The organism is Brevibacillus daliensis (assembly GCF_021245735.1).
GTDB classification, from domain to species: domain Bacteria; phylum Bacillota; class Bacilli; order Brevibacillales; family Brevibacillaceae; genus Brevibacillus_B; species Brevibacillus_B daliensis.
In genome coordinates, this window is the sequence record NZ_JAJISB010000032.1 from 46,495 (window position 1) to 69,487 (window position 22,993).

The window sequence follows — 22,993 nt, forward strand, 5'->3', positions numbered from 1 at the left end:
TTTTTCCACCATTTTCATTATTGCGCGTCCGCTTGACGGAATTTCGTTGCGATGTTGCGCAACTCTTGGGAAATGCTCTCAAGGAGTTGTACAAAGCTAGTCATTTGTTTATTAGCTTCCTGGAATTCTTGGAAGAACTTTTGTTTTGTCATACCATCCCATTGACCTTCCATTTGGTTGATCTGTTGGTTTAAGCGTTGGATGATCTCTTGGCTTTGTTCCTTTCCTTGTGTAAACTGATTTGCTACCTCATCTACCTGATCTGGTGTAATTAAAATTCTTGCCATGTAACATTTCCCTCCAAATCAATATTATTACTCTCTTCGCTATTTATTGTAGCGTAGTATATTTTGACAAACAATTCCTATTTTTTCGTAATATTTTGTAGAAATATACTACCATTTTCTACATAAGTGATACAGGACTTTAGTCTTTCTAATGATGTTAATTACCTTATTCTATAAATCGCTGTACCCAGAACTAGCCATTTCTGTCCATTTATCTCTAACCAGCTTTATATGGTCCTGAATCGTTTGGGCACCTCTTATTGGTAACACACCTTTAATTCGTACATATTTTCTCTTGGCATAGTAACCTTGACCTGGTGGAAGCATCTTATTGTATGAAGAATTAGGATAGTGACTTGATTCTGATGTAGGAATCTTGAAAAACTGTAGATCATTCGCATCAATACTTCCAAACAGAAAGCCTGTTTGCATGCTTTTAATCTCAGAGAGCCAATCATTGCTGCTATATGGAAAGTCCGATGTAACTCCTGAAATAATGACGTAGAAGTCCCGATCTCTTCCTTGACGGATTATGTTGGTCATTTGGTCCTTCATGGTGAAATCTGTGAGCTGTTTAAAAAACAGATCAGCATCATCAATAACCAGCAGCAGCGCAGGCTCCTTGCTCTCTGGTTCAACTGTTAGCATGGAATCAATTGGCTGGTCCATTAAGAAGTCCTGCTTATTACGTGCCTTCAGCCGCTCTAACAGATTAGGTAGCATCTCAGCTAACTGCCCATCATTCGCTGCGAAGCCTTTGACATGAGGCAAGCTATGTAGGGATATTAATCCCTGATTGCTTCTTCTGTAATCGATTAAGTAAATTTCCAGATCTTCTGGCAAGACATGTCTGGCTAATGATAATACCCAGCTTTGCAGGAAGGACGTCTTTCCTCCCTCCATCGGACTGCCTACGACAAAATAAGGGCCATCTTGTAAATCTGCCTCAAATGTCAAGAGATCATCAACATGAATCCCAACTGGTACTTTTAATGGTGATGCAAGTTGATACTCGTAATCCTTCAGAATATCAGTAAGAAATACTTCTTCTGGCAATGGTAAAATTTCCTTTGGTCTCACTCCAGTCCAAGCTTGATTCATTTGAAGGATCAAGCTTTTCAATGCAGCTGCACGTTGTGTCTCGTCCTCACCTTCAGCAGGCAGGGCTGCCTGGAATTCGAGGGGCGGAACCTGTCCTTTAACCAATCCACGTCCTTCCGGCAGATTTACAGGCGGTCTGGTAGGTCGACCTACAGCAAAGTAATAATCACTCGGATCAGATAGCTCAAACGTAATTCCTAGGGAGAAGTTGCTTCTGAACTTTTCAAAAATATCAGTAATCCGGTTGGCTGTGACGATAAATGTGATTCCTACGCTGCCACCTTCACGTAAAAACTGTTCCAATTGGTCATTTTCATTGGGATAGGTATTGCGGAAGTTCATGTATCCATCTATCACGACCACAATCGCCGGAATCTCTGCACCTGTAGCAATCTGATATGCTCTCAACGTCTTAGCGCCCACACTTGCAATCATTTCGCGTCGATTTGCCAGCTCCTGACCAAGAAATCGGAACAAGCGTTTCACTTTATCAGCTTCATCATCTAAAATGACAGAACCGACATGTGGTAAATGCCTAAAATCACGAAGCATACGTCCAAAGTCCAGAATGTAGAAATGAACATCATTAGGTGAGTGACGTAGGGCAAGCGACATGATCATGGTCTGAATAAAGGTTGTCTTCCCAGTACCTGGCATACCATAGATTGGTAAATGACCTTCTTCCAAGGAAATGAGTAGCGATTCCTGCCGTTGATTAGCCAAATCATCAACGAGTCCTACTGCCGGACTTAGATATCCATCTCGTCCAGACCAACCGTTACCATTCCAACCAGCCTGACGTTTCTGATCAATTTCTGATAAGATCAGTTGCTCCGGTAATGGTGGCAACCAAGGTCCAGGGAGTCGCGTAAGCCCCTCACGATTAGCTGCATCAGAGAGATATTCCATTAAGACTTGTAACTGTTTCTTGCTCTTTTCATCTTTTTCACTATTTTTTTCCATTCCTCGAATCTTGCGTTTCAATCGTTTTCCATCTAAATGAACATCATAGATTTGAGCCTGTTTATTGCGACTTTCAGCATCTGGTAAATAAGGAGCTCCACTCCAGGCAAACTGGACGAGTTCAAATACCTCGTTACTTCCCACCTGCAAATATCCTCTACCTGGTGTCGTTATCCATGCAGCATCTGGAATCTTCAGCATTTCACGGCTATCTGCATCATCCTGTACGCGTAAACAGACACGAAAACGGGAGTTACTCCAAATTTTATCGTCCACGACACCACCTGGTTTTTGTGTGGCAAGAATTAAGTGTACCCCGAGAGTACGTCCAATCGCTGCAATAGAGATCAGTTCATTCATAAATTCAGGCTGATCCTTTTTTAACTGGGCAAACTCGTCTATCACAATAACCAAGTGTGGAAGTGGATTAACCTCACGCCAAGGTGATTCGTAATACTCGTCAATATGTTGTAAGTTGCCAGCTTCATTTAACAGCTTTTGTCTGCGAATCAATTCCGCTTTCAACGAAATCTTGGCTCGCTCTATCAAATTCCCTTCCAGATTGGTGATAGAACCGACGAGGTGGGGCAAATCATTAAAGGTGTTAGACATCCCGCCACCTTTATAATCTATCAACATGAATGCCATCTCATGCGGGTGATAATGAATAGCAAGTGAGGCAATAATTGATTGGATAACCTCACTTTTACCAGAACCAGTAGTACCAGCCATCAAGCCGTGGGGGCCGTGCCCGCTTCGTTCAATTTTGTCATGCAGATTAAGCATAATTTGTTTGCCCCCTGCACGAACACCTACTGGGACTGGCAGGGTATCGGGAAAGCGTTTCTTCTTCCAAAGCTCTTCAACCTGTAATTCTTCCACCTGGTTGACACCAAACATGTCGAATAGTGTAAGTACTTTTGGTATATCACCTGAGGATGAACGCTTTAATTTCATCCCAGACATCGTTCTTGCTATTCGTTCAGCAGTTTGCAAGCTTACCTTATCAGGTATGTATTCATGTTCAATATCGCCCATGCCTGAGTTATCCACAACTACTGTTTCTATCATCTTCCCACTGTCAGCAGTCACTTCCACGATAACATTACATTGCATCGGCAATGAATCTTTGCTATCAGCAAGTAAAATGGTGCAGGCGCCAACCGCTTCCGCTTCTTTTAATAAGAGAGGTAAAATAGGTTCGTCTTCAATCAAATGAGGCGCTGATAGAAGAAAGATATAGCATGGTGCCTCAAATGCTTTCCGGTAATCTGAATTACGAGCGAATTTACGTCTGTTTACTATCCCATATAAAAAGTCCAGTAATTGATGTGCGGGACCCTTATCCTTGGCAACAAAGCGCATGATAAATTCATCATCCCACGTGTGAGGTAACCAGCGCATCCAACGCCATTGCTCATCCTCCCACTCTGGATAAAAGCTGGCGAACTTCACTTCATCAGGAGAATGGTGGGTAACGGCTTGTAATACCATAACTCGGATGGCATTTAATACGGCAGTCTGGTTACCGACAACACCTATTACCTTTGATTTATAAAGAGGTAATTGAATCGGCACATTTTCAACCCTCATATACTCTGAAGCAACATGTTGTGCTTCTTCTATTAGTGGGTCTACCTCATAACCCTCCTGCTTAGGCGCATTAATAGAGAATGTAGCTGGTAAAGCTCCTAATCCCAAGCGTAAACTAAGAAAATCCTCATCCCGTGGGGAACGTTCCCATAATGAACTAGCCTTCTCTTCAATATTTGTTACACAGTGAAAAGGAGAAGGATTCATTTCATTGGCAACGGTGGTCTGGATTTGTTTTAATTCCCCTAACTCCACACGATGTTTTTCTAATTGTTCTTTATATTTAGTTTCCCGTTCTGCCATATTTCGCTTGTATGTTTTCTTGTTATGTACAAACATAAATAAAGGGATCGTATAGGAAAGCATCATTGCACTCATAGATATGATCTGAAATATCATAAAATTAGGGTTTCTCTGCATCCTCGAGCCTAAAAAAAGAAACGCGCCTAATGTAATGCACGTAATGATCACCGGGATAACAATGGAGATAATTGAAAAAGAGGGGGGCTGAGGAACCATTGGTGGCTTATGTATTTCAACCTTATCACGAGGCATCGATCGTTTTAAGCGCGGTGACCGCTGAAAGTAATCAGTAGACATGAACTCTCACTCCTCCCGCATTTTGCAGTCTAGTTCTCATATTTATTTTATTTAGGTTCATCTTACTCTAATAATTTCCAGACATACCCTCTTAGCTCTGTTTCTTCCTCGGCATACTCCGGAGGTTGGTAGGAAGGCTTTTGCTCATAAAGAGAACGCCAACCATCCAGCTGCGTCTCCTCTTCCACCGTAGAAAATCTCCGTTGGACTCGGAGATAGGCCCCATTTTGGACGCCTAACTCCGCAAGTGACAAGTGGGAAGGTATCACTTTCCACTCATCATCTCCCACCTTGATTTCCAATAGATAGGTAATATTTTCGATTACCTGACGCTCCCCTCTAAGTGCAAATGCAACTTGCTCTGCTAATTGTCTGCAGGGAATCTCTGTCGGTAATTCATAATCGGGATTTTGTCTCATATTAGCACTAGTCACTATGGTTACGATTACAGTATTCACTGTCGTTACTCACTTCCTTTTACATGGCACGAGGCAATAGTTTTTCCATAATCATGCCCTGTAAGACTTCATTCATCTCCATATCTGTAACAGAAGAAATACTGACCCAGTCTTCCCGGTCCTGAACAAACAGACGTATTAACCAGTTTCCATTTGCTGAAGTGATAAAAGTAGCACCGTTTAAACTCCAGTCATTCTGATACCAAGACATGACGATTAACTGCCCCTGACACCAGATTTTATTTAGTGACTCGGCAAATACTGCTGCCTCCACCCTGGGACAACCATGCGCAAGCAAGCTATTCTCAAGCTCGTTACTCTCTTTTTCCTCAGCCATTTCCCGCAATTCCTGGAAATAGACATTAGGCAACAAAATCGCTTTTGACTCCAGCTTTTTCCCATCATACAGACGGAGACGATTACACATATCCTGAGAAGAAAACTGCGGTGTTCCCAGTGCAATCAATTCGTAGGAGTCTCCTTCCCCTTTGGCAGCACGTTTTTCCACAACGCTTTCCTTGTCAAAATGAAAATAACCCTCGTAAGCTTTTTCATTTTCATTCGCATAGCGAAAATAGCAACAGGTAGTGGCAAATCCACAAGGAGAAACCAAGGCATCTACAATTGAATCAATGTATATCCCTGTTTCATCTTCATAGAGATAGCCTTTCCCAAGCAACTTTACTTTTATTTGGTCCCACTCTTCCTGAATATCTTCGGTTAAATATCCCGAGTAAGGTTCTGCGATTCCAAGCACCTGGTCAGCTCCCGTCAGGCAAGCTAAAAAGTAAAGCTCTTTATCTGTGATTGAAATAGATTCAATCGTACTTTTCATACTAGCCTCCTCACAATGCTATTAATCTTCCCTCGAATGCCAGATTGTGCTTGTAACCGCTCTTCACGGTCTAATGCTCTGTTGACAAACCCTTCAGGATTCCAAGAAACCTCTAAAAGTGCAATATCGTCACTGGCAGGCTTTTCACCAGCCTGATTAATCAATGACTGTAGCTGACCATCAGACGGTAGACGCCCCCATTCGTCCAATTCTGCTAAACCATCTGTATAGGCAATGAGTCTCGTGATTCGCTGATTGTCTCTCAGTGTACCAACAAAGAGATGTGGCTCTCCTCCCACTGGACCATGCAAGGTGGACCAGCGCTCAGATGTATGAAACACACCCGGTAAACAACTACTTACCTCCTGCCCAGCGTCGAAAAGGCGCAATCTGGAATCTCCTTGCCAAGCTACTATGATTCTGCCGCTTGGATATCTCGTACTTGGAAGATCTATTCTTCCACATACAAAAGTAGTTTCGCTTCCTCGCTGACGTTTGGCCTCTAAAACGTCTCGTAGCATTCCTGTAACATTTGTCGGAATAGGATGTTTCGCTACCAATTGGCTTGCTGGCTTCGTTAAATCACGTAAATGATGGTCTAAATGTTTTTGTAATCGTAGAGAATCATCCTCTAATTCTGCTATTTCCGAGGAGAGCCAGTCTAGTAGAGCATCACCAAGGATTCTGGCTGCGATATCCCCGTAGTAAGAAAGACTTACTCCATCACAAAGAGAAAACAAAAAACTCCGTTGATTGCGAGCAAATGTTAAATAGTCTTGCCCTTTTTCCCTCATTTTCCTGGTTTCCTGCGCTCTTGAATAAGCGTACCGCCAAGCGAATTGCTCATTTTCGCTCGTAACTGGCATCTCTTTTAATTGATCCACCTTCATATAGGTGTAGGTTTTTGTCATTTTAGTACCACCTGAACACTATCAGCGTACTGGCGTTGCCGCAGACATTTGAAAACCGAGTGATACTAGCTCTGGGCTAGTAGCTGGTAGCATGAGCAACGCTCCCTTGTTTAACTGATAATTAGATTCACCCATCATTTCACGGTAACTTTCAGGCAAGACAGATGACATGCTTTGTAGCTTGATCGCATGTTCATCAACCAACACTGAATCTGGCATAATGCCTCCCCACCGTTTTGGATCGGCGATAGGTTCACGTAACATTTCATCCGAGATAAAAATATTCTCTACTAGCACATTCCCATCTGGTACAGACAATTGCATAATTCGTTTAACAATAGGTTCCGGGTCTTCCCCCGTTGCTGCACCATCCGTCATATGGCAAATGAGCGGAGCGGGACAATCCTGCATAAATGGTAGTTCTGCCTGTAATAACTTCTCAACCTGCAGAAAAGCCTTTGCAGTATCTGTAAGACGGCGTGGGCTTAATTCCGGTAAAACACCCAAGCGGGCAACTTCATCAATCCCACGAATGCCATCCAATAAATCATAAACCTCATCACTATATGCCAAGATTGCTACTCGATATCTTGGTGACATGCGGCTTCCTTTTGTAGAGCGAAAAATCATCTGCCGAATGGCAGTAGATAATGACTCCATTACTACATCAATTCTTCGCTTTTCTCCCATTGGAAGACACATAGAACCACTTACATCAATAACATAAATGATTAAAGCAGGTGTTCTTTGCGTAGCTTGTAACTCGTAGCTCATAGTGGCATCTCCCTACTAGGTCGTTAAAAGTTCTATTTACCGAGATTCTTTATGTTCCTATTGCGAATGTCAAGGTGTTATACAGATTAGTGCACATTCTTAAGATAAGCACTTGGTTTTACCAATCCCGATAACGATTGTGGTACTTCTTTCAATAAAGGAGTGGTTTCTTTTGCACGCTGCTCTTCCATAATCGCTTCAGATGGCATAACAGGATCTGGTCCATAGTGTAGTTGCTGGCGAATAAAGTGGAGTCTGGCAATCGGCATGGCTGCTTCTGGTCCCATAACGGATAACTGCCTTTGCATCTCCTTATGAGGAAAGTGGAGAGCTGTTGTACCACCAAAAGCCTGGCCGTTCATCACAAGATTCATCTCCCTTACTTCGTTACTTGCATTTCGCAGGCTTGTAGCAACTTGTTCTGAACAAATTTGATCAGTCTCTTCAAATCCATTTGCCCAGCTTTCAAGTCGCCCTCCATTTTTATTCAGGTGCTCCGTAACAGTAGCACTTAGCATTCTAACTTGGCGCCAGTTTTCCTCAATTCGAGATTTTTCCTGTATCTCCCATGTTAGACTATCCATGGCTCTCTGCAGGCGTAGCTCAATGTTTCTCCATTCCATCTCCGTACGTTTATACTCAACCCCGAGTTCACGTAGCTGATTAGGGTAAATTAATATTCGCGACATCATGATCTCTCCTGAATTCATACTCGTACCTTTGAAAAAGAAGATATTATTCCCATGAAAATAGATTTACAGAACCGGGACGTACATACTAGAGAAATTCGACCTGTTTTTACTTATTATGACTAGGAACTTAGAACGTAACTGCCGTATAGAAATTTTTATCACGGATACATAAACTGTGGTTAGGCCCCAAAATTTCCCATGTACATACAAATTATACACGTATTATGAGATTCCTTCTCTACTCACTCTACGGGGGATAAGATATACAATACAGGAGGAAATGACTTCCATAAACAACTCCCATTAACATATGTATTTTTATCCTATATTGAATAAAATGTAACGCAAAACTGAAAAATTGTAAATTTACTAATATTCCTTCCACTACATTCAGGATGAAATACCTAGGCAAGTTTGGGACAGAATACCTTGTGTTACAATTACACAACCGTTTTTGTACTTGCTGGACAAGATATTGGAATACGAGTATGATGGCTATAGAAAACCAAATAATCGCTTTGGGGAGCTGGAAATGGCCGGCTGAGAAAGTATTCCGCAAATACTGACCCTTAACCTGATCTGGATAATGCCAGCGTAGGTAACACTAACGTTTTTGTTACAGTAGACGCTTCCATCCCAGGGAGCGTTTTTTTGTTGACAGATAAGAATTCATAAAAATTCTCATCTGCATACGTGCAACTAAGGCTTTGCCTGCGCCAAAGGCTTGGCATAGCAAGTTTTCTACATACATTAATGAAGTAACTATCATCTAGATGGGGGTCCCTAATTCGTGAAAAAAAGAAATCGCTTTTTAACAGCTGCTCTCTCTTCCGTACTAATTCTTTCCTTGGCAGCATGTAGTGGACAACAAGCTTCTGAACCAACAAAATCAGTAACTGCACCAGAGAAAATTCAAGTTGTCCTGGATTGGACACCAAACACCAATCATACTGGATTATATGTTGCATTGGAAAATGGCTATTACAAGGAACAAGGGCTTGAAGTAGAAATTATCCAACCTGGAGTAAATACAGCAGACGCTATGGTAGCTTCTGGGGAAGTTCCTTTTGGGGTTAGCTATCAGGAAGGTGTAACCCAGGCACGTACGCAAGGAGTGCCACTCGTATCTATTGCTGCTGTTATTCAGCACAACACTTCCGGTTTTGCTTCACCTGTTGCTAAAAACATCAAATCTCCTAAGGATTTTGAAGGAAAAACGTATGGTGGATGGGGTTCCCTTGGAGAAGAGGCAATTCTTACATCTCTCATGAAACAAGAGAATGCTGATTTTAATAAATTAAGTATAGTAAATATTGGTGATGCTGATTATTTCACAGCTGTAAAACGTGATATTGATTTTGCCTGGATTTTTTATGGCTGGACAGGAATTGAAGCAGAGCTACGCAATGAGCCGTTAAATATGATTTATGTCAAGGATTACTCAGAGAAGCTGGATTACTATACCCCAGTTCTTGTGACCAATGAGAAGATGATTGCAGAAAAGCCGGAGACAGTTAAAAAATTCATGGCTGCTACCAGCAAAGGATATGATTTTGCAGGGAAAAATCCAGATGAAGCAGCAAATATCCTTCTAAAACATGCTCCTGATCTAGAAGAAAAGCTAGTGAAGGAAAGCCAAAAATGGCTAAGTCCTCGTTACCAGGACGATGCCCCTCGTTGGGGTGAACAGAAAAAAGAAGTTTGGCACAACTATTCTGACTGGATGATTGAACATAAACTTCTGGATAAACCGCTTGAAGTAGACAAGGCCTTTACTAACGATTTCTTGCCAGCTTCCTAACTAATACAAATTAATATGGAGACAATGAGGAGAGATAAACATGGCAAATGCATTAGTCAGCATTCAAATCATCCCGAGCACACCTAATGGGGAGAGCGTAATCCCTTATGTGGATAAAGCAATCGAAGTAATTCAGCAATCAGGGGTAAAATATTTGGTCAGTCCGTTAGAGACAACGATGGAAGGTGAGCTAGGCGAACTACTTTCCATTATCAATAAAATGAATGAGGTAATGGTGGCAGAAGGCTGTGCTTCCGTTATTTCCCAGGTAAAGATCTATCATCGTCCTGAGGGAGCTTCAATGGATGTATTAACGGAGAAATATCGATGAAAAAAAGCTTTGGATATGTAAAAGCAGGATGGCCGCCAATTCTGGCGGTTTTTCTGCTTCTCCTGTTGTGGCAAGGTGCCACGATGATTTTTCAGATTGAAGATTGGATTCTCCCTAGTCCACTCGCTATTGTGCAAGAAGGAATTAATCAGGCTCCACAATTGGGTAAACATTTGTTAGCTACATTAAAGATTACTTTGCTTGGATTTGCAATCGGCTCAGGGATTGGGCTTGTTCTTGCTTTTGTACTACATAGTTTGCCTATGATTCGAAGAGCCATTTACCCCCTCTTGATCGTTAGTCAGAACATCCCAACCATCATCTTGGCTCCATTACTGATGATTTGGTTCGGATTTGGATTGCTACCCAAGATGATTTTAATTACGTTAATCTGTTTTTTCCCTGTTACGTTATCAACCATGACAGGATTAGCTCAGACAGATCCTCAGATGAAACGATACATGATGATGATTGGAGCAAATCGCAAACAAATTTTTTGGAAATTGGAGCTACCCAACTCACTCCCCTCCATTTTTTCCGGGTTAAAAATCTCAGCCACCTATAGTGTGATGGGTGCCGTCATTTCTGAGTGGTTAGGAGCGAAGGAAGGTCTCGGTTTGTATATGCTAAGAGCTCAATCATCCTTCCACACTGATCGGGTTTTTGTGACAATGTTTATTATTGTACTAATGAGTTTTGCGATATTTGGTCTAATTACCTTCATAGAACGTCGATTGATTGGCTGGCGTCCTAGTAATGAAGGGAGGGAGGGAGCAAAATGAATACGGATACTTACGCATTAGAATTACAGCAGATTTCTCATACCTTTTCCGATCGACAAAAATCTGTGCATGTGCTTGATAAAATCTCTTTAACAGTGAACAAGGGCGAGTTCGTGTCATTGATCGGTCCATCAGGAAGTGGAAAAAGCACTATCTTTCATATGATTGGAGGTCTACTTACACCTTCATCAGGTGAAATCTATATCAATGGAAGACAGGTAACTGGAGAAAAAGGACTCATCAGCTATATGCCTCAATCATCCAGCCTGTTTCCCTGGCGAACAGTTGAAGAGAATGTAGGTCTTGCCTTGGAAGTAGAAGGAATGTCGAAGAAACAAACGCTTCAACTAGCCAGAGAATGGCTTCCCAAGATTGGACTTGGTGGTTATGAGCAAGCATACCCTCATATGCTCTCTGGCGGTATGCAGCAGCGTGTAGCCTTTCTACGCGCCCTCCTCAGTAACCAGGAATTAATCTGCCTCGATGAACCTTTTGGTGCCTTGGACGCATTAAGCAGATTAGAAATGCAAAACTGGCTGCTTTCCGTATGGGAAGAATATCAACGCTCTGTCTTACTTGTGACGCACAGTATCGACGAAGCCTTGCTACTATCTGATAAAATCTATGTGCTATCTGATAAGCCTGCCGTCATCGCTAAAGAAATTGTCGTTCCACTAGAACGTCCTCGACATGAGGAAATGATGGTCCGCTCCGAATATTTACAAGTGAAGCAACAAATCCTTTCTTTGCTCAAAAACAGGCAGACCTGAAGGAATATGATGTGTACGTAAGTCCCTTGCCTTTATAACAGAAACACCTTGCCCAAACCCTCTATTAAAAGGTTATCTGGAAAGGTGTTTTTTCTTTTTATACTTGTATGTAAGTATGGAGTTACGTGTAGGAAAAATGATGATTACCTTACTTTTTTTAATTTCTTATAAGCAAGTGCCGCCACAACAATGTTTGCAGTGGAACCTACTAGTAGTGGAATGATCATACTAATAGCAAAACCTGTTCCTATAATCGGTATCATCATAAGTGGTCCTAAAATACCGTTACAAACGATTCCTCCAATAATCCCTACCCACAGATTAACTTTAGTGGAAAGTAGCCAGAAAATCATTGCCCACGCTGCTTGTTGAACTGCCACAAAAAGATGAATGGGTAATCCCAAGGGAAATCCCGTCATTGCTGCGGTAAAAAGATGACCAATACCAGCTACAATTCCTCCCTCGGCTGGTCCAAATTTCACCCCAGCGTAATACCCCGTAGCTGAATCCAGCGCTACGGTTCCTGTTGGAGAAGGGATTTTTAACAGCGAACCTGCCCAGCTTAGTGCAATCATCACTGCAAGACGAGTTATTCTGCGTGTCGTCCAGAAGGGCTGTTTCATTCTAGCTGTTTGCTCATTACTTCCTTCTTTAGCTTGAAACAAAGTCACATTTATCTACTCCTTTCAAAAAAACTTATCTGCGACTAATTATATATTGTAACATATTTAATGATAACGTAATGATAATAATACGTATTATTTACGTCGCCACCAAATTGGCACAAACCGTTGCTGATCACTCATCCACCGTTTATATTGATACGCCTCATGTAGTGCTGCTTCTTCTATAGATATGCGTACGGATAGCATTAACACATTGAGTAAACTAAACAGTACAGCAGTCCAGATTGCTCCAAACGTCATCGGCAATGTAACTAGTTCAACTATCACTACTAGGTAGTTGGGATGCTTGATATATTTATATGGTCCACGCATGACTGGTTCAAGACCTTTTATCACATATATTCTGGTATTCCAATAATGTCCAAGCGATGCGATGCTCCATATTCTAAGCGGTTGAACCAAACAAAACAAAAGAAAAGGAAGTAGATGAAAAGAGATGTGATCCCAGCCTTTACTTCCTATTTCCACGAACATACTAATAAAAAATGTAACATGCAACAACACCATCCATTTATAGTGGTTCTCCCCTGCTTCCACGCCCCCTTGTTTCTTGATAAATCTGGTGTTCCGTTTAGCTAGCAATAGTTCTCCCACTCGCTGTAGTAATACAAATCCGATAACACACCAAAATAAAGTCACCATCGTACCAACACCTGCTCACAGGAAAATCCGGGTCCCAGTGCTAGTACCAATCCCGTTTCCCCACTTGTATGTACTTCATTCATTTCTCGCTCCAAGACGAATAAGACCGTGCATGATGACATATTCCCGTATTGTTGTAGGATATCCCTTGCATGTTTTAATTTGCCTTCAGGAAGGGTTAGGGCTTGTTCGTAGGCTTGTAATACTTTCATTCCACCTGGATGAGCAATCAATCGATCTAGTTGCCCGTTTTCTATGCCTTGAGAGAACAAAAAATGATCCAGCTGAGGTTTAATTTCCGTTTCAACAATGGTTGGGATATCTTTTGAGAAGATCACTTTCATTCCGTCATCCGTTATGTCCCATCCCATTACATCAGTAGACTCATGCCATATGGTTGATTGACTAGCAAGAAATTTGGGTGAGTTAAAAGGAGCTTGTACCTCATCCCCTACTAACAGAGCTGCTGCTGCACCATCTGCAAACAGACTTGTGGCAATCAGATTGCTTTTGGACCGATCTGCATGAACAAAGGTTAGACTGCATAGCTCTACACAGCAGACTAACACTTTTTCTTTTGGACATGCTTTAGCAAATGAGAACCCTCTTGCAAGTCCTGCTGCACCCCCAGCACAACCAAGTCCCCAAAGTGGTGTCCTCGCGATATTTTGTCTAAAACCCATGGTGTTAAAGAGGTGAGCATCCAGACTAGGCGTTGCCAGTCCGGTAGACGTCACCAGTACTAGTTGATCAATCTCTTTTACGTCCATCTCTATTTTTTCTAAACAATTTGTTATAGCTTGCTGACATAAACGTAGTGCTTGTACGAGGAATAGCTTATTTTTCTCTGCCCAGCCATGGGGGGTTGAGAACCATTCCAGTGGAGCGGCAAAATATCTGGATTCAATTTGTGCAGAATCAAACACGGTAAGCAATCGATCTATGTCCCGAAACTGATCCTGGAATAGATGGCGGGCAAACATCTGCCCCTCCGCTTTTGTAATTTTATGATCAGGTGTAGCTGTACCTACTGCTGCAATTTTTGGCATGACATACCTTCCTTCGGCGTTCCAGATGCCTGTTTATTTTCCCCTAAACTGTAAACCCTATGTAGTTTTCACGAAATATGTAAATGTAAGGGTTTACATCACACTTCAAATTTTTACAAAATTATAAATTATGTTTATATTTAAATAACGGTCACAAAATAGTAACATTATTAAAATATTTAGCTGCGATTACGTTTTTGAAATGTGATAAATTTATAATCAAATATAAAATGCACATCAAGACAAATGCATCAGGATAAGGAGTTTTTTATGAAAGATTTATCTACCAAGCAAACAATTACAATCGGGTTGATGCTCTTTGCATTATTCTTTGGAGCAGGAAACATGATCTTCCCGCCATCTCTAGGACAAGCTGCTGGTACAGAAGTCTGGATTGCAATATTTGGCTTCATAATGACAGGCGTAGGACTTCCCGTTTTAGCAGTCGCAGCAGTTGCAATGGGTGAAGGAGATTTACGTACATTAGCTAGTAGAGTTCACCCGCGTTTCGGACTTATTTTTACCGTTTTGGTATACCTTGCTATTGGGCCGTTATTCGCAATTCCTCGTACTGCAACTGTATCCTTTGAAGTAGGGATTGTACCGTTCCTGTCTTCTGGTTCCAATGGAAACGCGCTTTCACTCTTTTTATATAGTCTTATATTCATGGGAGTAACGTTCTGGCTATGTTTAAATCCTTCTAAGCTTGTAGATCGGATCGGAAAATTCTTAACTCCAGCAATTTTATTAATTATCGCAATATTGTTTGTTCTAAGCTTTATCAAACCAATGGGAGATTTTGGAACACCGGCTGAAACCTACATGAATGGCACGTTCTCAAAAGGGTTTTTAGAGGGATATCTGACCATGGACACGCTTGCTTCACTCGTCTTTGGTATCGTAGTTATCAATGCTATTCGCGAACGTGGTGTCACGGATAAAGTAAAGATCGCTACAAATACGATCAAAGCTGGTGTTATTGCCGGTATTGCTCTTGCGCTCGTTTATTTGGCTCTTGCTTACTTAGGTGCAAGCAGTTATTCGCTTGGAGTATCCACAAATGGCGGTCATATTTTGACTAATGTCGTTACTCATTTACTCGGAAAATTTGGCGTTATGACGCTTGGGCTTGCTATTCTTCTAGCATGTTTAACTACATCAGTTGGCTTGGTTACAGCGTGCAGTCAGTTCTTCTCTCAATTCCACCCGAAACTGACTTACAAAGTAAATGTAGTCATTCTTTCTCTCTTCAGTCTAATGGTTGCCAATCTTGGTCTTGAAACAATTATCTCCATTTCAGGTCCAGTCTTGGCCGGTATGTATCCAATTGCGATTGTACTTGTGTTAATTGCCTTACTTGATAAATTCACTCGCGGATATAAAGAAATTTATCAATGGAGCATTTTATTTACGGGGATTATTAGTTTCTTTGATTGTTTGACTGCTTTCGGAGTAAATATTCCTATAGTAACATCACTCTTTTCTTATCTGCCACTTTACTCGCAGGGTATTGGATGGGTTGTACCTGCCATTATTGGTGCATTCATTGGCTATATAATCGGTGATGTCAAGGGTGATAGTAGGCAGCTTCAGTCTGCAAAAGATTCTGTTACCAAGACTTCGAGAAACATGTAAAAGTAAACCTGGTAAGGATGAACGAACACGAAATAATAAAGGATCGAACCACAGTACATTATGGTTCGATCCTTTTTCTATTCTTACATGCATCTTATTAATCAGTTACATCAATACCTTTTCGATATCTTTCCATACTAACTCACTTAGTTCTTCTGACGTCCAGCTATCCTTACCATTGTCATGTTCAGCTAGACGGAATGCCTGTTCTTGCAATGCTTCTTGGATGATATTTTTTGCAAAACGAGCATTTCCATTGATTCGATCCTGCTTATGCCACATCAGCAGATGCTCATTCACCTTCTCTTCTGCTTCCTGATTCCAGGTATACCCTGATTCTACTAAGAATTGATTCATGATCTTCATTAATTCATCAGTAGTGTAATCTGGAAAGTGTAGATATTTTTTAAAGCGAGAAGATAAACCTGGATTACTCTCCTTAAAACGTTGCATGTCTTGTGGATAACCTGCCAAGACAACAACCAGATTTTCTGCATGCTTACTGATCTCTTCTACAAGCGTTGTTACAGCCTCCGCACCAAAATCATTAGATCCTCCAGAAGTAAGGGCGTATGCTTCATCAATGAACAGAACACCGCCTAATGCTTCCTTTACCTTCCGTCTTGTCTTCGTAGCGGTTTGCCCTACATAATCAGCAACGAGATCTGCTCTCCCAACCGTAACTAAATGTCCTCTTTTTAGATAGCCTACCTCATGTAAGATTTGCGCGTACAGCTTGGCGACAGTTGTTTTTCCCGTACCTGGGTTACCCGTAAAGACTGCATGCAGTTCAATCGGTACAGCAGGCAATCCTTTTTCCTGTCTTGCTTGTTGAACAGAGACGAATGCAGCAATTTTTCTAACCTCTAGCTTCAATTCATCAAGCCCAATCATCTTGTCTAATTCTTTTTTTGCAGAAAGTCTCGTTTCCTCTTGACCATGCACTGGCTGAATTTCATGCTTTTGCTTCACTTCGGAGGGTTCAATAATAGTGAAATCCGGGATACGTAAACCAGTCTCATTTTGTATCCGGCTCCCTTTTACAAAAATGGCATCCAGAATAATATTTTTCGCTGTTCGGGCATTTCCGAATGTGTCATCTACCCGTTCCCTGTCCAAACGTTGCCTAATCGCTATTTTTGTTTCTGGTAAAAGCAAATAATCATTGCGGGTTGCTACCTGCTCTGCAATAAGCAATAATTCTTCTGTTGTAAAGTCTGGCAGCATAAAATGATTGCTCTCAGGAAAACGACTTCGTAAACCAGGATTCGTCCGGAGAAAATTACGCATCTCCTCAGGATAACCTGCCAGAATTACAACAAATCTCCCTGCATATTCCCCACTCGTCATGGCAGAGACCAAGGTATCAATCACCACTTGGCCATAGTCACTCCCGCTAGAATCTGCCCTCTTTAAGCTGTATGCTTCATCAATAAATAGTACGCCACCTACTGCACGTTGAATCGCTTCCATTGTACGTTGTTCTGATTGGCCGACAAAAGCCCCAACCAAATGGGAACGATCTACCTCAACCACTTCATCACGTTCCAGCAAGCCCAACTCATGGTATAGCTTGGCTAGTAATCGGGCTAGAGTTGTTTTACCTGTTCCGGGATTCCCCATTAGAACGGCATGTAGTTCCATTTCATCTGTAAGCTCCCATCCCTTTTCCGTTCTTATCTGCTGATAACGCAGGAACTGTGCCAAGTGTTTTACTCGATCCTTGATTTCATCCATTCCAATCAATTCATGAATCATATCAAGGGCGGAGTGTTGATGTCCTGTTGATTCCTGATCGTTTTGATTGGTTAACTCCTGTTTAATGGATTGCTCTATTTCCTCGACCTGTCGGGCTACCCGCTGTAATCGGTTCAACTGTTCCGCAGAGTAAAACAATCCCTGAACCGAATTAGCGTAACCTGTTGCTTCCTTGAGCAGCGTAACCAGCTTTTCTTCCAGCTCACGTGTTAGCTGATGTACATTTTCATACCTGTCCGTCCACTCTCTTTTACCAGAGCGTTGTGCGGCGTTCATTCCCGTCTGAAGTAGCTCTTCCCAATTTACCAAATCATCCAGGCGGTGTTCGATCTGCTGAACAAACAGAGCTGCACCCTTCTTTCTGGTAGCAGCATTATCTGTTTCTCTTACAGCAGGGAAGGGAGTGGTTTCCGTCAGGGAGTGAAGAAGAAGTTGCATATAAATTTCCGCATGTATATCTGCAGTCCATTCATTGTGAGAGTCGAGTCTTCTTGCTTTCTTCACCCACTCCTCGGAGAGAGCCACTTGTCCGGTTTTCCGATATCGTTCATAGGCCAGTACAGTTAAAATAATCGACTCTGCTTCATCTATTTCAGTAGAGTTAAATTGTTTATCTTCTCTGGCTTGTTCGGTGTATTGCAACATCTGTATGGCTATATTTTCAGTTGGCATAGATTGTCGATTTACATGTTGCCAGCCTCTTACCTTATCGATCCAGTGCTGGTCATTATTTTGTCCCAAATGATTCATGTCTGGTCCTCCAAAAGACTTCTCAATCTGTGATGTACCACTATTGTAACAAAATAATTGGATGTATCCCTAGTATTGGGCAATAGATTTTTTGAAACGTAAAAATCCCTACACCCTGATGTGGATGTAGGGACAACAAAATGTTAAGACAACGCTATTAGGAGTAGAACCTAACTCTGCAACTTAAATTTTGACAGACGCAAATTTTCATTAGTATCTGTCATTTCATACACAAATCTTGAACCCTGATAACTCCCATGCTGGGCGTACACAGAGCGAAAGGCTGACATGCGTTATTCTTTTCGGAAGCAACTCAAACTATCATTTTGTAAATCCATCTCTCCACGTCGGGTACAACGGTTCCCAGCCGTAATTATTACGAGCTTTGGCATTCGATGCACCGCGCTCTCCTCTGTTACCTGGTTGATATTCAGGTACAGGGGCTTGCAACGAATCAGCATAAACTGGCAGCCAATGTGTTGCTGCAGCAGGCTCGTTATCTACAATATTTACTGGGCCAGTTGACCACTCCAGTGCCAATAGAGCTGCATTCGCTGCATCCTCCACATGAAGGAAAGAAGTAACCCCGTCGTTTGCATGGAGCTGTCTTAGCAGAACTTTTTCCGCCATGGTTCCATTTTTATCGTACCAGGTGTTGGGTCCGTAGAGCGTTCCATACCGCAGAATAACATGATTCGGTACCTCTGCTACAGCCCCTTCCAGTGCAGTAATACCCTCTATAGTCGTTTTACGCGGCATGGGTGCATTGATATCCAATGAAACCTCTTCTGAAGCAGGATGATCTCCTGGCTCATAAGCCCACGAAATACTTTGTGCAATGAATCGTCTAACGCCTGCAGCGTGAGCAGCATCTACCAGATTCCGCGTCCCTTCCATTCTGATGCTAGCATTCTCTTCTACATTCCCATTACTGAGCGAAGTAAGCTGATGAATGATTACATCTGGACGTACTTCCTCAACTACCGATAGGATAGCTTCCCGATCAAACGCATCGACGACGATAGCCTTAGCTCCCATAGCTTGAATGAACGGCTTACGTTCTGTGCTACGGGTCATTCCAATATGATTGCCGAATTATCCGGATATCGGTTCGATTCTCATCTGGCTCTGCAGCTTGAGGAGCAGAATATTAAGATATATCCTGTAGAAAAATACTCGATTACCAAAGGGAAGTATGAGGAACGATTAATTATGGGGTTTGGTAATGTAACGGAACCACAGATTACCAAAGGCATCAAAACCATTGCGGATATAGTAAGGAACAATAACTAAAGCAATCCTCCTGATAACAGGAGGATTTACTCTGTTCATGACAATGTAATATTTCCTATGTCAAGATCTGCTTCGACATGGGCAATTGCTTTAGGAAAAACTTCGCTTTCGGAAGCAGCACTTACTGCAAATGCACTTAATAACTTGTTTAAATGGTGTACTTCCACATGATATTGGGAGTCCCCATCGCAGGTTGTAGCAAAATGCAATTCATGACCATCAACGTGTAACGTTTTTTCCATCGTCATTCACCTCTTGACTAGTGTGTCCGATGAATACAGAAAGCATGAAGGGAGTAAAATCTTCCTTCTACACAAATAAAAACCGTTGCACCAATACGTGGGGCAACGGTTCCTACTCCTACCGATACTCTGATTGTAATTACACCATGGAAAAATCAGTTAAGGTGGTATCCTGTTTGATAACCTTACCATCTGGTAATGTTATCAGCAGAATTCCTGTCTGCTTATCCTCATCTGTCCATTCAAAATCAAAGCTAAATGCTTTCTTTTCTAGTTCATCTTCTCCACCAGCTGCTTCAAGCATTGTGCGCAGTGCATCTGCTAGAAGGGGAACTGAGATTGCTTCACCTTGCTGATTTGGAAGTGAAAGGTACTTGGGCGCTTCTTCAAAGTAACTCACTGTATCAAGTAGCAAATGAACTTGAATTCCGCTCAATTCGCATACAAAGCTATCAAATGGCTTAGACATGTTTTTCCTCATCCTTTTCCATGTTGTATCCCGTCTAAGTTGGGTCTCTTGGTGCTTCTGGTAGTAGGTAATTCCTTTCGTGTCGTTATCAGGTTAGATTATGTCTCTTCACCGGACTCTTTATTTTCTTCAGAAGGAATGGTTGCTTCCTGCAAAATCTGCTCTACTTCCTCATCAATAATCGCTCGACCGATTCCACCTTGCTCCGTGACATTTACCTGCTCGCCACTTACTTCGACGATTTTGCCAGACTTACCAGCTACAAGCCATTTCTCTGCTTTATCATCCTCAATTTGGCTCGCTATGATCAGATGCGGCTTTGTTTTACGCTTACGAATCAGGACAAGTCCTTTACCCGCACGACCTTGTAACGGAATACTTGATACCTGCGTCCGTTTCAGAATGCCTTCCTCGGTTAACGTACGTAGGACCCGTTGGTCTTCGATCTCAGTTACCAGTACATCAATAACCTCATCTGTTTTTGCCAAGTTAATTGCTTTTACCCCACTGGAAGCACGTCCCGTTGGAGATACTTCTGTTTGGGCGAAGCGGATAATCATATCTTCTCTGGATACGACGATAAAAGCACCCTCATCGTTAATGAGATGGACATGGACTACTTCGTCACTATCCCCCTTCAATTTAACGGCAGCAATAGCTCCAGAGCGGTTTGTCTCATATTCCTTCAACGAGGTCTTTTTAATGAGACCACTGCGTGTTGCATGACATACATACAACGGTTTATCAAAGCTATCTACAATATGCATTGCCACAATCTTTTGCCCTTTTTCGAGCGACAAGACATTGACTAATGCTGAACCTATATCTTTCCATTTGGCATCTGGAATATCGTTTACCAGCGTTGCAAAATATTTACCGTCCTGGGTGAAGAACAAGGCTGTATGAGAGGTATTCGTTTCCGCAAAGAATCGGACCCGATCCCCATCCTTCACGCCACAGGTTTCAATTGAACCTCCCATTGACTTAAAGGAGCGCGGACTTACACGCTTCACGTATCCTTCCTTAGTCAGCGTAACGATACAATCCTCCACCTGAATCTGCATAGACAAGTCCAGTTTTATCTCCTCGATTTCGCCTTGGATTTCCGTTAATCGAGGTTCTGCATATTTTTTCTTAATTTCATTTAGCTCTGAGATGATGACGTTAATCAATTTTTTCTCACTAGCCAGTATTACTTCTAGTTCTTCAATTTCCTTTTGGAGGGCTTCTCGTTCCTTTTCCAACTTCACAATATCAATACGTGTAAGGGAAGCTAATTGAATAGCAAGAATTGCATCTGCTTGCAGGTCAGTGAACTCGAACTTCTCCATAATATTTTTCTTGGCATCTGCACGATCAATGGAGTCCATAATGGTATCCACAATTTGACGCAAGATCGATTTGGCATGGATTAACCCATCTACAATGTGTTTCCGATTCTTTTTGCGATCGAGATCAAATTGAGAGCGGCTCGTTACAACTTCCTTTTGATGGACGATGTAGGCATCAAGAAGTTGTTTTAGTCCCATCTGCTTGATCGTACCTTCATGAATCGCATTCATGTTGTAATTATAGAAGATCTGCAAATCTGTATGTTTATATAAATAATTGAGAATTGCTTGCGGGTTTGCCTCTTTTTTGATATCGATGACGATACGTACTTTCTTAAGCTCTGCTTCTTTTCGACCTGTTTCATCGCGAACGGAAAGAGCACCTTCAATTTTACGTTCCAAGACTAGTTCATCGATTTGTGCAACCATTTTGGACTTCACAACATCATAAGGGATTTCACTAATTACAATGCGCTTAATCTTATTCCCTTTTGGCTCCTCGATATGTACTCTACCTCGGATAATAAATTGACCTCTGCCCGTTTCAAATGCCTTTTTGATACCAGAAACCCCTTGCACAATACCACCTGTGGAAAAGTCAGGTCCTTTTATATGCTCCATTAACTCATCCGTACTGATGGACGGCTTTCTCAACATAGCGACTGTTGCATCAATCGCCTCACCCAGGTTATGGGTAGGAATATCAGTGGCAAAGCCTACGGCAATACCTGTAGCACCATTTACTAATAAATTCGGATAGCGCGCTGGCAAGACAGAAGGCTGAACCGTAGAATTATCATAGTTAGGGATAAAAGCTACGGTTTCTTTATCAATATCTCTCAATAGTTCATTAGCGAGTGCTGAAAGGCGAGCCTCCGTATAACGCATGGCTGCTGGCATATCTGCATCCAGACTACCAAAGTTTCCTTGTCCCTGAACGAGAACGTGGCGCATTTTCCACCATTGAGCCATACGAACCATTGTCTCGTAAATTGCTGTGTCGCCATGGGGATGATACGTACCCATTACGGAACCAACTGTTTTCGCTGATTTTCGATATGCCTTATCAAACGTGTTATTGTCCTCATACATCGAATAGAGGATTCGACGTTGAACTGGTTTTAAGCCATCTCGGGCATCTGGAATAGCACGGGAGAGAATAACCAGATTAGCGTAATCTCCGAAGCGTTTACCCATGATTTCTGAGAAGTTTTGCTCAATCATGCGATTCGACAACATG

21 protein-coding genes and 1 riboswitch are annotated in these 22,993 nt (G+C 42.0%); of the genes, 6 read left to right on the forward strand and 15 right to left on the reverse strand.

The window, feature by feature from the left end; translation table 11 throughout:
* Positions 1 to 17: 17 nt before the first annotated feature.
* The 7 genes from LM917_RS19435 to LM917_RS19465 all read right to left on the reverse strand — a co-directional run bounded on the left by LM917_RS19435 (position 18) and on the right by LM917_RS19465 (position 8,211).
* Positions 18 to 287 carry a WXG100 family type VII secretion target gene (locus tag LM917_RS19435; RefSeq protein WP_232699381.1) on the reverse strand — a complete coding sequence of 90 codons (270 nt, stop codon included), beginning with the start codon at positions 285 to 287 and terminating at the stop codon, positions 18 to 20.
* 171 nt (positions 288 to 458) lie between these two features.
* Entirely contained in the window at positions 459 to 4,544 is a 4,086-nt protein-coding gene (gene essC, locus LM917_RS19440; RefSeq protein WP_232699382.1) for a type VII secretion protein EssC, read from the reverse strand.
* A gap of 62 nt (positions 4,545 to 4,606) precedes the next feature.
* The gene (locus tag LM917_RS19445; RefSeq protein WP_232699383.1) at positions 4,607 to 5,002 is read right to left on the reverse strand and encodes a hypothetical protein; all 396 of its coding nucleotides are present in this window, start codon (positions 5,000 to 5,002) and stop codon (positions 4,607 to 4,609) included.
* Positions 5,003 to 5,021: 19 nt separating this feature from the next.
* Entirely contained in the window at positions 5,022 to 5,837 is an 816-nt protein-coding gene (locus tag LM917_RS19450) for a hypothetical protein (protein ID WP_232699384.1), read from the reverse strand.
* Complete coding sequence (locus LM917_RS19455) at positions 5,834 to 6,748, reverse strand: PP2C family serine/threonine-protein phosphatase (protein WP_232699385.1); 915 nt, start codon at positions 6,746 to 6,748, stop codon at positions 5,834 to 5,836. The genes LM917_RS19450 and LM917_RS19455 overlap by 4 nt, the downstream gene beginning before the upstream one ends.
* 21 nt (positions 6,749 to 6,769) lie before the next feature.
* Positions 6,770 to 7,522 carry a vWA domain-containing protein gene (locus tag LM917_RS19460; protein WP_232699386.1) on the reverse strand — a complete coding sequence of 251 codons (753 nt, stop codon included), beginning with the start codon at positions 7,520 to 7,522 and terminating at the stop codon, positions 6,770 to 6,772.
* Between the two features lie 86 nt (positions 7,523 to 7,608).
* A complete protein-coding gene (locus tag LM917_RS19465) occupies positions 7,609 to 8,211 on the reverse strand; it encodes a hypothetical protein (RefSeq protein WP_232699387.1) in 603 nt (200 codons plus the stop codon).
* A gap of 512 nt (positions 8,212 to 8,723) precedes the next feature.
* A riboswitch (TPP riboswitch) is annotated at positions 8,724 to 8,832 on the forward strand.
* A gap of 172 nt (positions 8,833 to 9,004) precedes the next feature.
* Here LM917_RS19465 and LM917_RS19470 point away from each other — a divergent pair.
* From LM917_RS19470 to LM917_RS19485, 4 genes are read left to right on the forward strand one after another with little or no spacing between them, the layout of a single operon-like run.
* Positions 9,005 to 10,015: an ABC transporter substrate-binding protein gene (locus LM917_RS19470; protein WP_232699388.1), complete on the forward strand. Its 1,011-nt coding sequence runs from the start codon at positions 9,005 to 9,007 to the stop codon at positions 10,013 to 10,015.
* A gap of 40 nt (positions 10,016 to 10,055) precedes the next feature.
* Positions 10,056 to 10,346 carry an MTH1187 family thiamine-binding protein gene (locus LM917_RS19475; protein ID WP_232699389.1) on the forward strand — a complete coding sequence of 97 codons (291 nt, stop codon included), beginning with the start codon at positions 10,056 to 10,058 and terminating at the stop codon, positions 10,344 to 10,346.
* On the forward strand, positions 10,343 to 11,128 hold the full coding sequence (locus LM917_RS19480; RefSeq protein WP_232699390.1) for an ABC transporter permease: 786 nt from the start codon (positions 10,343 to 10,345) through the stop codon (positions 11,126 to 11,128). Before LM917_RS19475 ends, LM917_RS19480 begins: the two co-directional genes overlap by 4 nt.
* Positions 11,125 to 11,898, forward strand: a complete 774-nt coding sequence (locus tag LM917_RS19485; RefSeq protein WP_232699391.1) for an ABC transporter ATP-binding protein — start codon at positions 11,125 to 11,127, stop codon at positions 11,896 to 11,898. The genes LM917_RS19480 and LM917_RS19485 overlap by 4 nt, the downstream gene beginning before the upstream one ends.
* Positions 11,899 to 12,041: 143 nt before the next feature.
* Here LM917_RS19485 and LM917_RS19490 read toward each other — a convergent pair whose 3' ends face one another.
* The 3 genes from LM917_RS19490 to LM917_RS19500 form a co-directional block, all read right to left on the reverse strand.
* On the reverse strand, positions 12,042 to 12,569 hold the full coding sequence (locus tag LM917_RS19490; RefSeq protein ID WP_232699392.1) for an ECF transporter S component: 528 nt from the start codon (positions 12,567 to 12,569) through the stop codon (positions 12,042 to 12,044).
* Between the two features lie 87 nt (positions 12,570 to 12,656).
* A complete protein-coding gene (locus LM917_RS19495; RefSeq protein ID WP_232699393.1) occupies positions 12,657 to 13,226 on the reverse strand; it encodes an isoprenylcysteine carboxyl methyltransferase family protein in 570 nt (189 codons plus the stop codon).
* Entirely contained in the window at positions 13,220 to 14,275 is a 1,056-nt protein-coding gene (locus tag LM917_RS19500) for a type III polyketide synthase (protein WP_232699394.1), read from the reverse strand. The genes LM917_RS19495 and LM917_RS19500 overlap by 7 nt, the downstream gene beginning before the upstream one ends.
* Before the next feature lie 270 nt (positions 14,276 to 14,545).
* Between LM917_RS19500 and brnQ the strand changes: the two genes are divergently transcribed.
* Positions 14,546 to 15,910: a branched-chain amino acid transport system II carrier protein gene (gene brnQ / locus LM917_RS19505; protein ID WP_232699395.1), complete on the forward strand. Its 1,365-nt coding sequence runs from the start codon at positions 14,546 to 14,548 to the stop codon at positions 15,908 to 15,910.
* 105 nt (positions 15,911 to 16,015) lie between these two features.
* On the opposite strand, the gene LM917_RS19510 is transcribed toward brnQ, so the two are convergent.
* Both LM917_RS19510 and LM917_RS19515 read right to left on the reverse strand, forming a co-directional pair.
* The gene (locus LM917_RS19510; RefSeq protein ID WP_232699396.1) at positions 16,016 to 18,418 is read right to left on the reverse strand and encodes an AAA family ATPase; all 2,403 of its coding nucleotides are present in this window, start codon (positions 18,416 to 18,418) and stop codon (positions 16,016 to 16,018) included.
* A 321-nt stretch (positions 18,419 to 18,739) separates the two neighbouring features.
* The gene (locus LM917_RS19515; RefSeq protein ID WP_232699397.1) at positions 18,740 to 19,495 is read right to left on the reverse strand and encodes an NAD-dependent epimerase/dehydratase family protein; all 756 of its coding nucleotides are present in this window, start codon (positions 19,493 to 19,495) and stop codon (positions 18,740 to 18,742) included.
* 6 nt (positions 19,496 to 19,501) lie between these two features.
* Between LM917_RS19515 and LM917_RS19520 the strand changes: the two genes are divergently transcribed.
* Positions 19,502 to 19,711 carry a hypothetical protein gene (locus tag LM917_RS19520; RefSeq protein ID WP_232699398.1) on the forward strand — a complete coding sequence of 70 codons (210 nt, stop codon included), beginning with the start codon at positions 19,502 to 19,504 and terminating at the stop codon, positions 19,709 to 19,711.
* 35 nt (positions 19,712 to 19,746) lie between these two features.
* Here LM917_RS19520 and LM917_RS19525 read toward each other — a convergent pair whose 3' ends face one another.
* From LM917_RS19525 to parC, 3 genes are all read right to left on the reverse strand, one after another.
* Positions 19,747 to 19,953: a hypothetical protein gene (locus LM917_RS19525; protein WP_232699399.1), complete on the reverse strand. Its 207-nt coding sequence runs from the start codon at positions 19,951 to 19,953 to the stop codon at positions 19,747 to 19,749.
* 139 nt (positions 19,954 to 20,092) lie between these two features.
* Positions 20,093 to 20,422 (reverse strand): hypothetical protein, encoded by a 330-nt coding sequence (locus tag LM917_RS19530; RefSeq protein WP_232699400.1) that lies wholly within the window; start codon positions 20,420 to 20,422, stop codon positions 20,093 to 20,095.
* Positions 20,423 to 20,520: 98 nt separating this feature from the next.
* Entirely contained in the window at positions 20,521 to 22,992 is a 2,472-nt protein-coding gene (gene parC / locus LM917_RS19535; RefSeq protein ID WP_232699401.1) for a DNA topoisomerase IV subunit A, read from the reverse strand.
* Position 22,993: the final 1 nt, after the last annotated feature.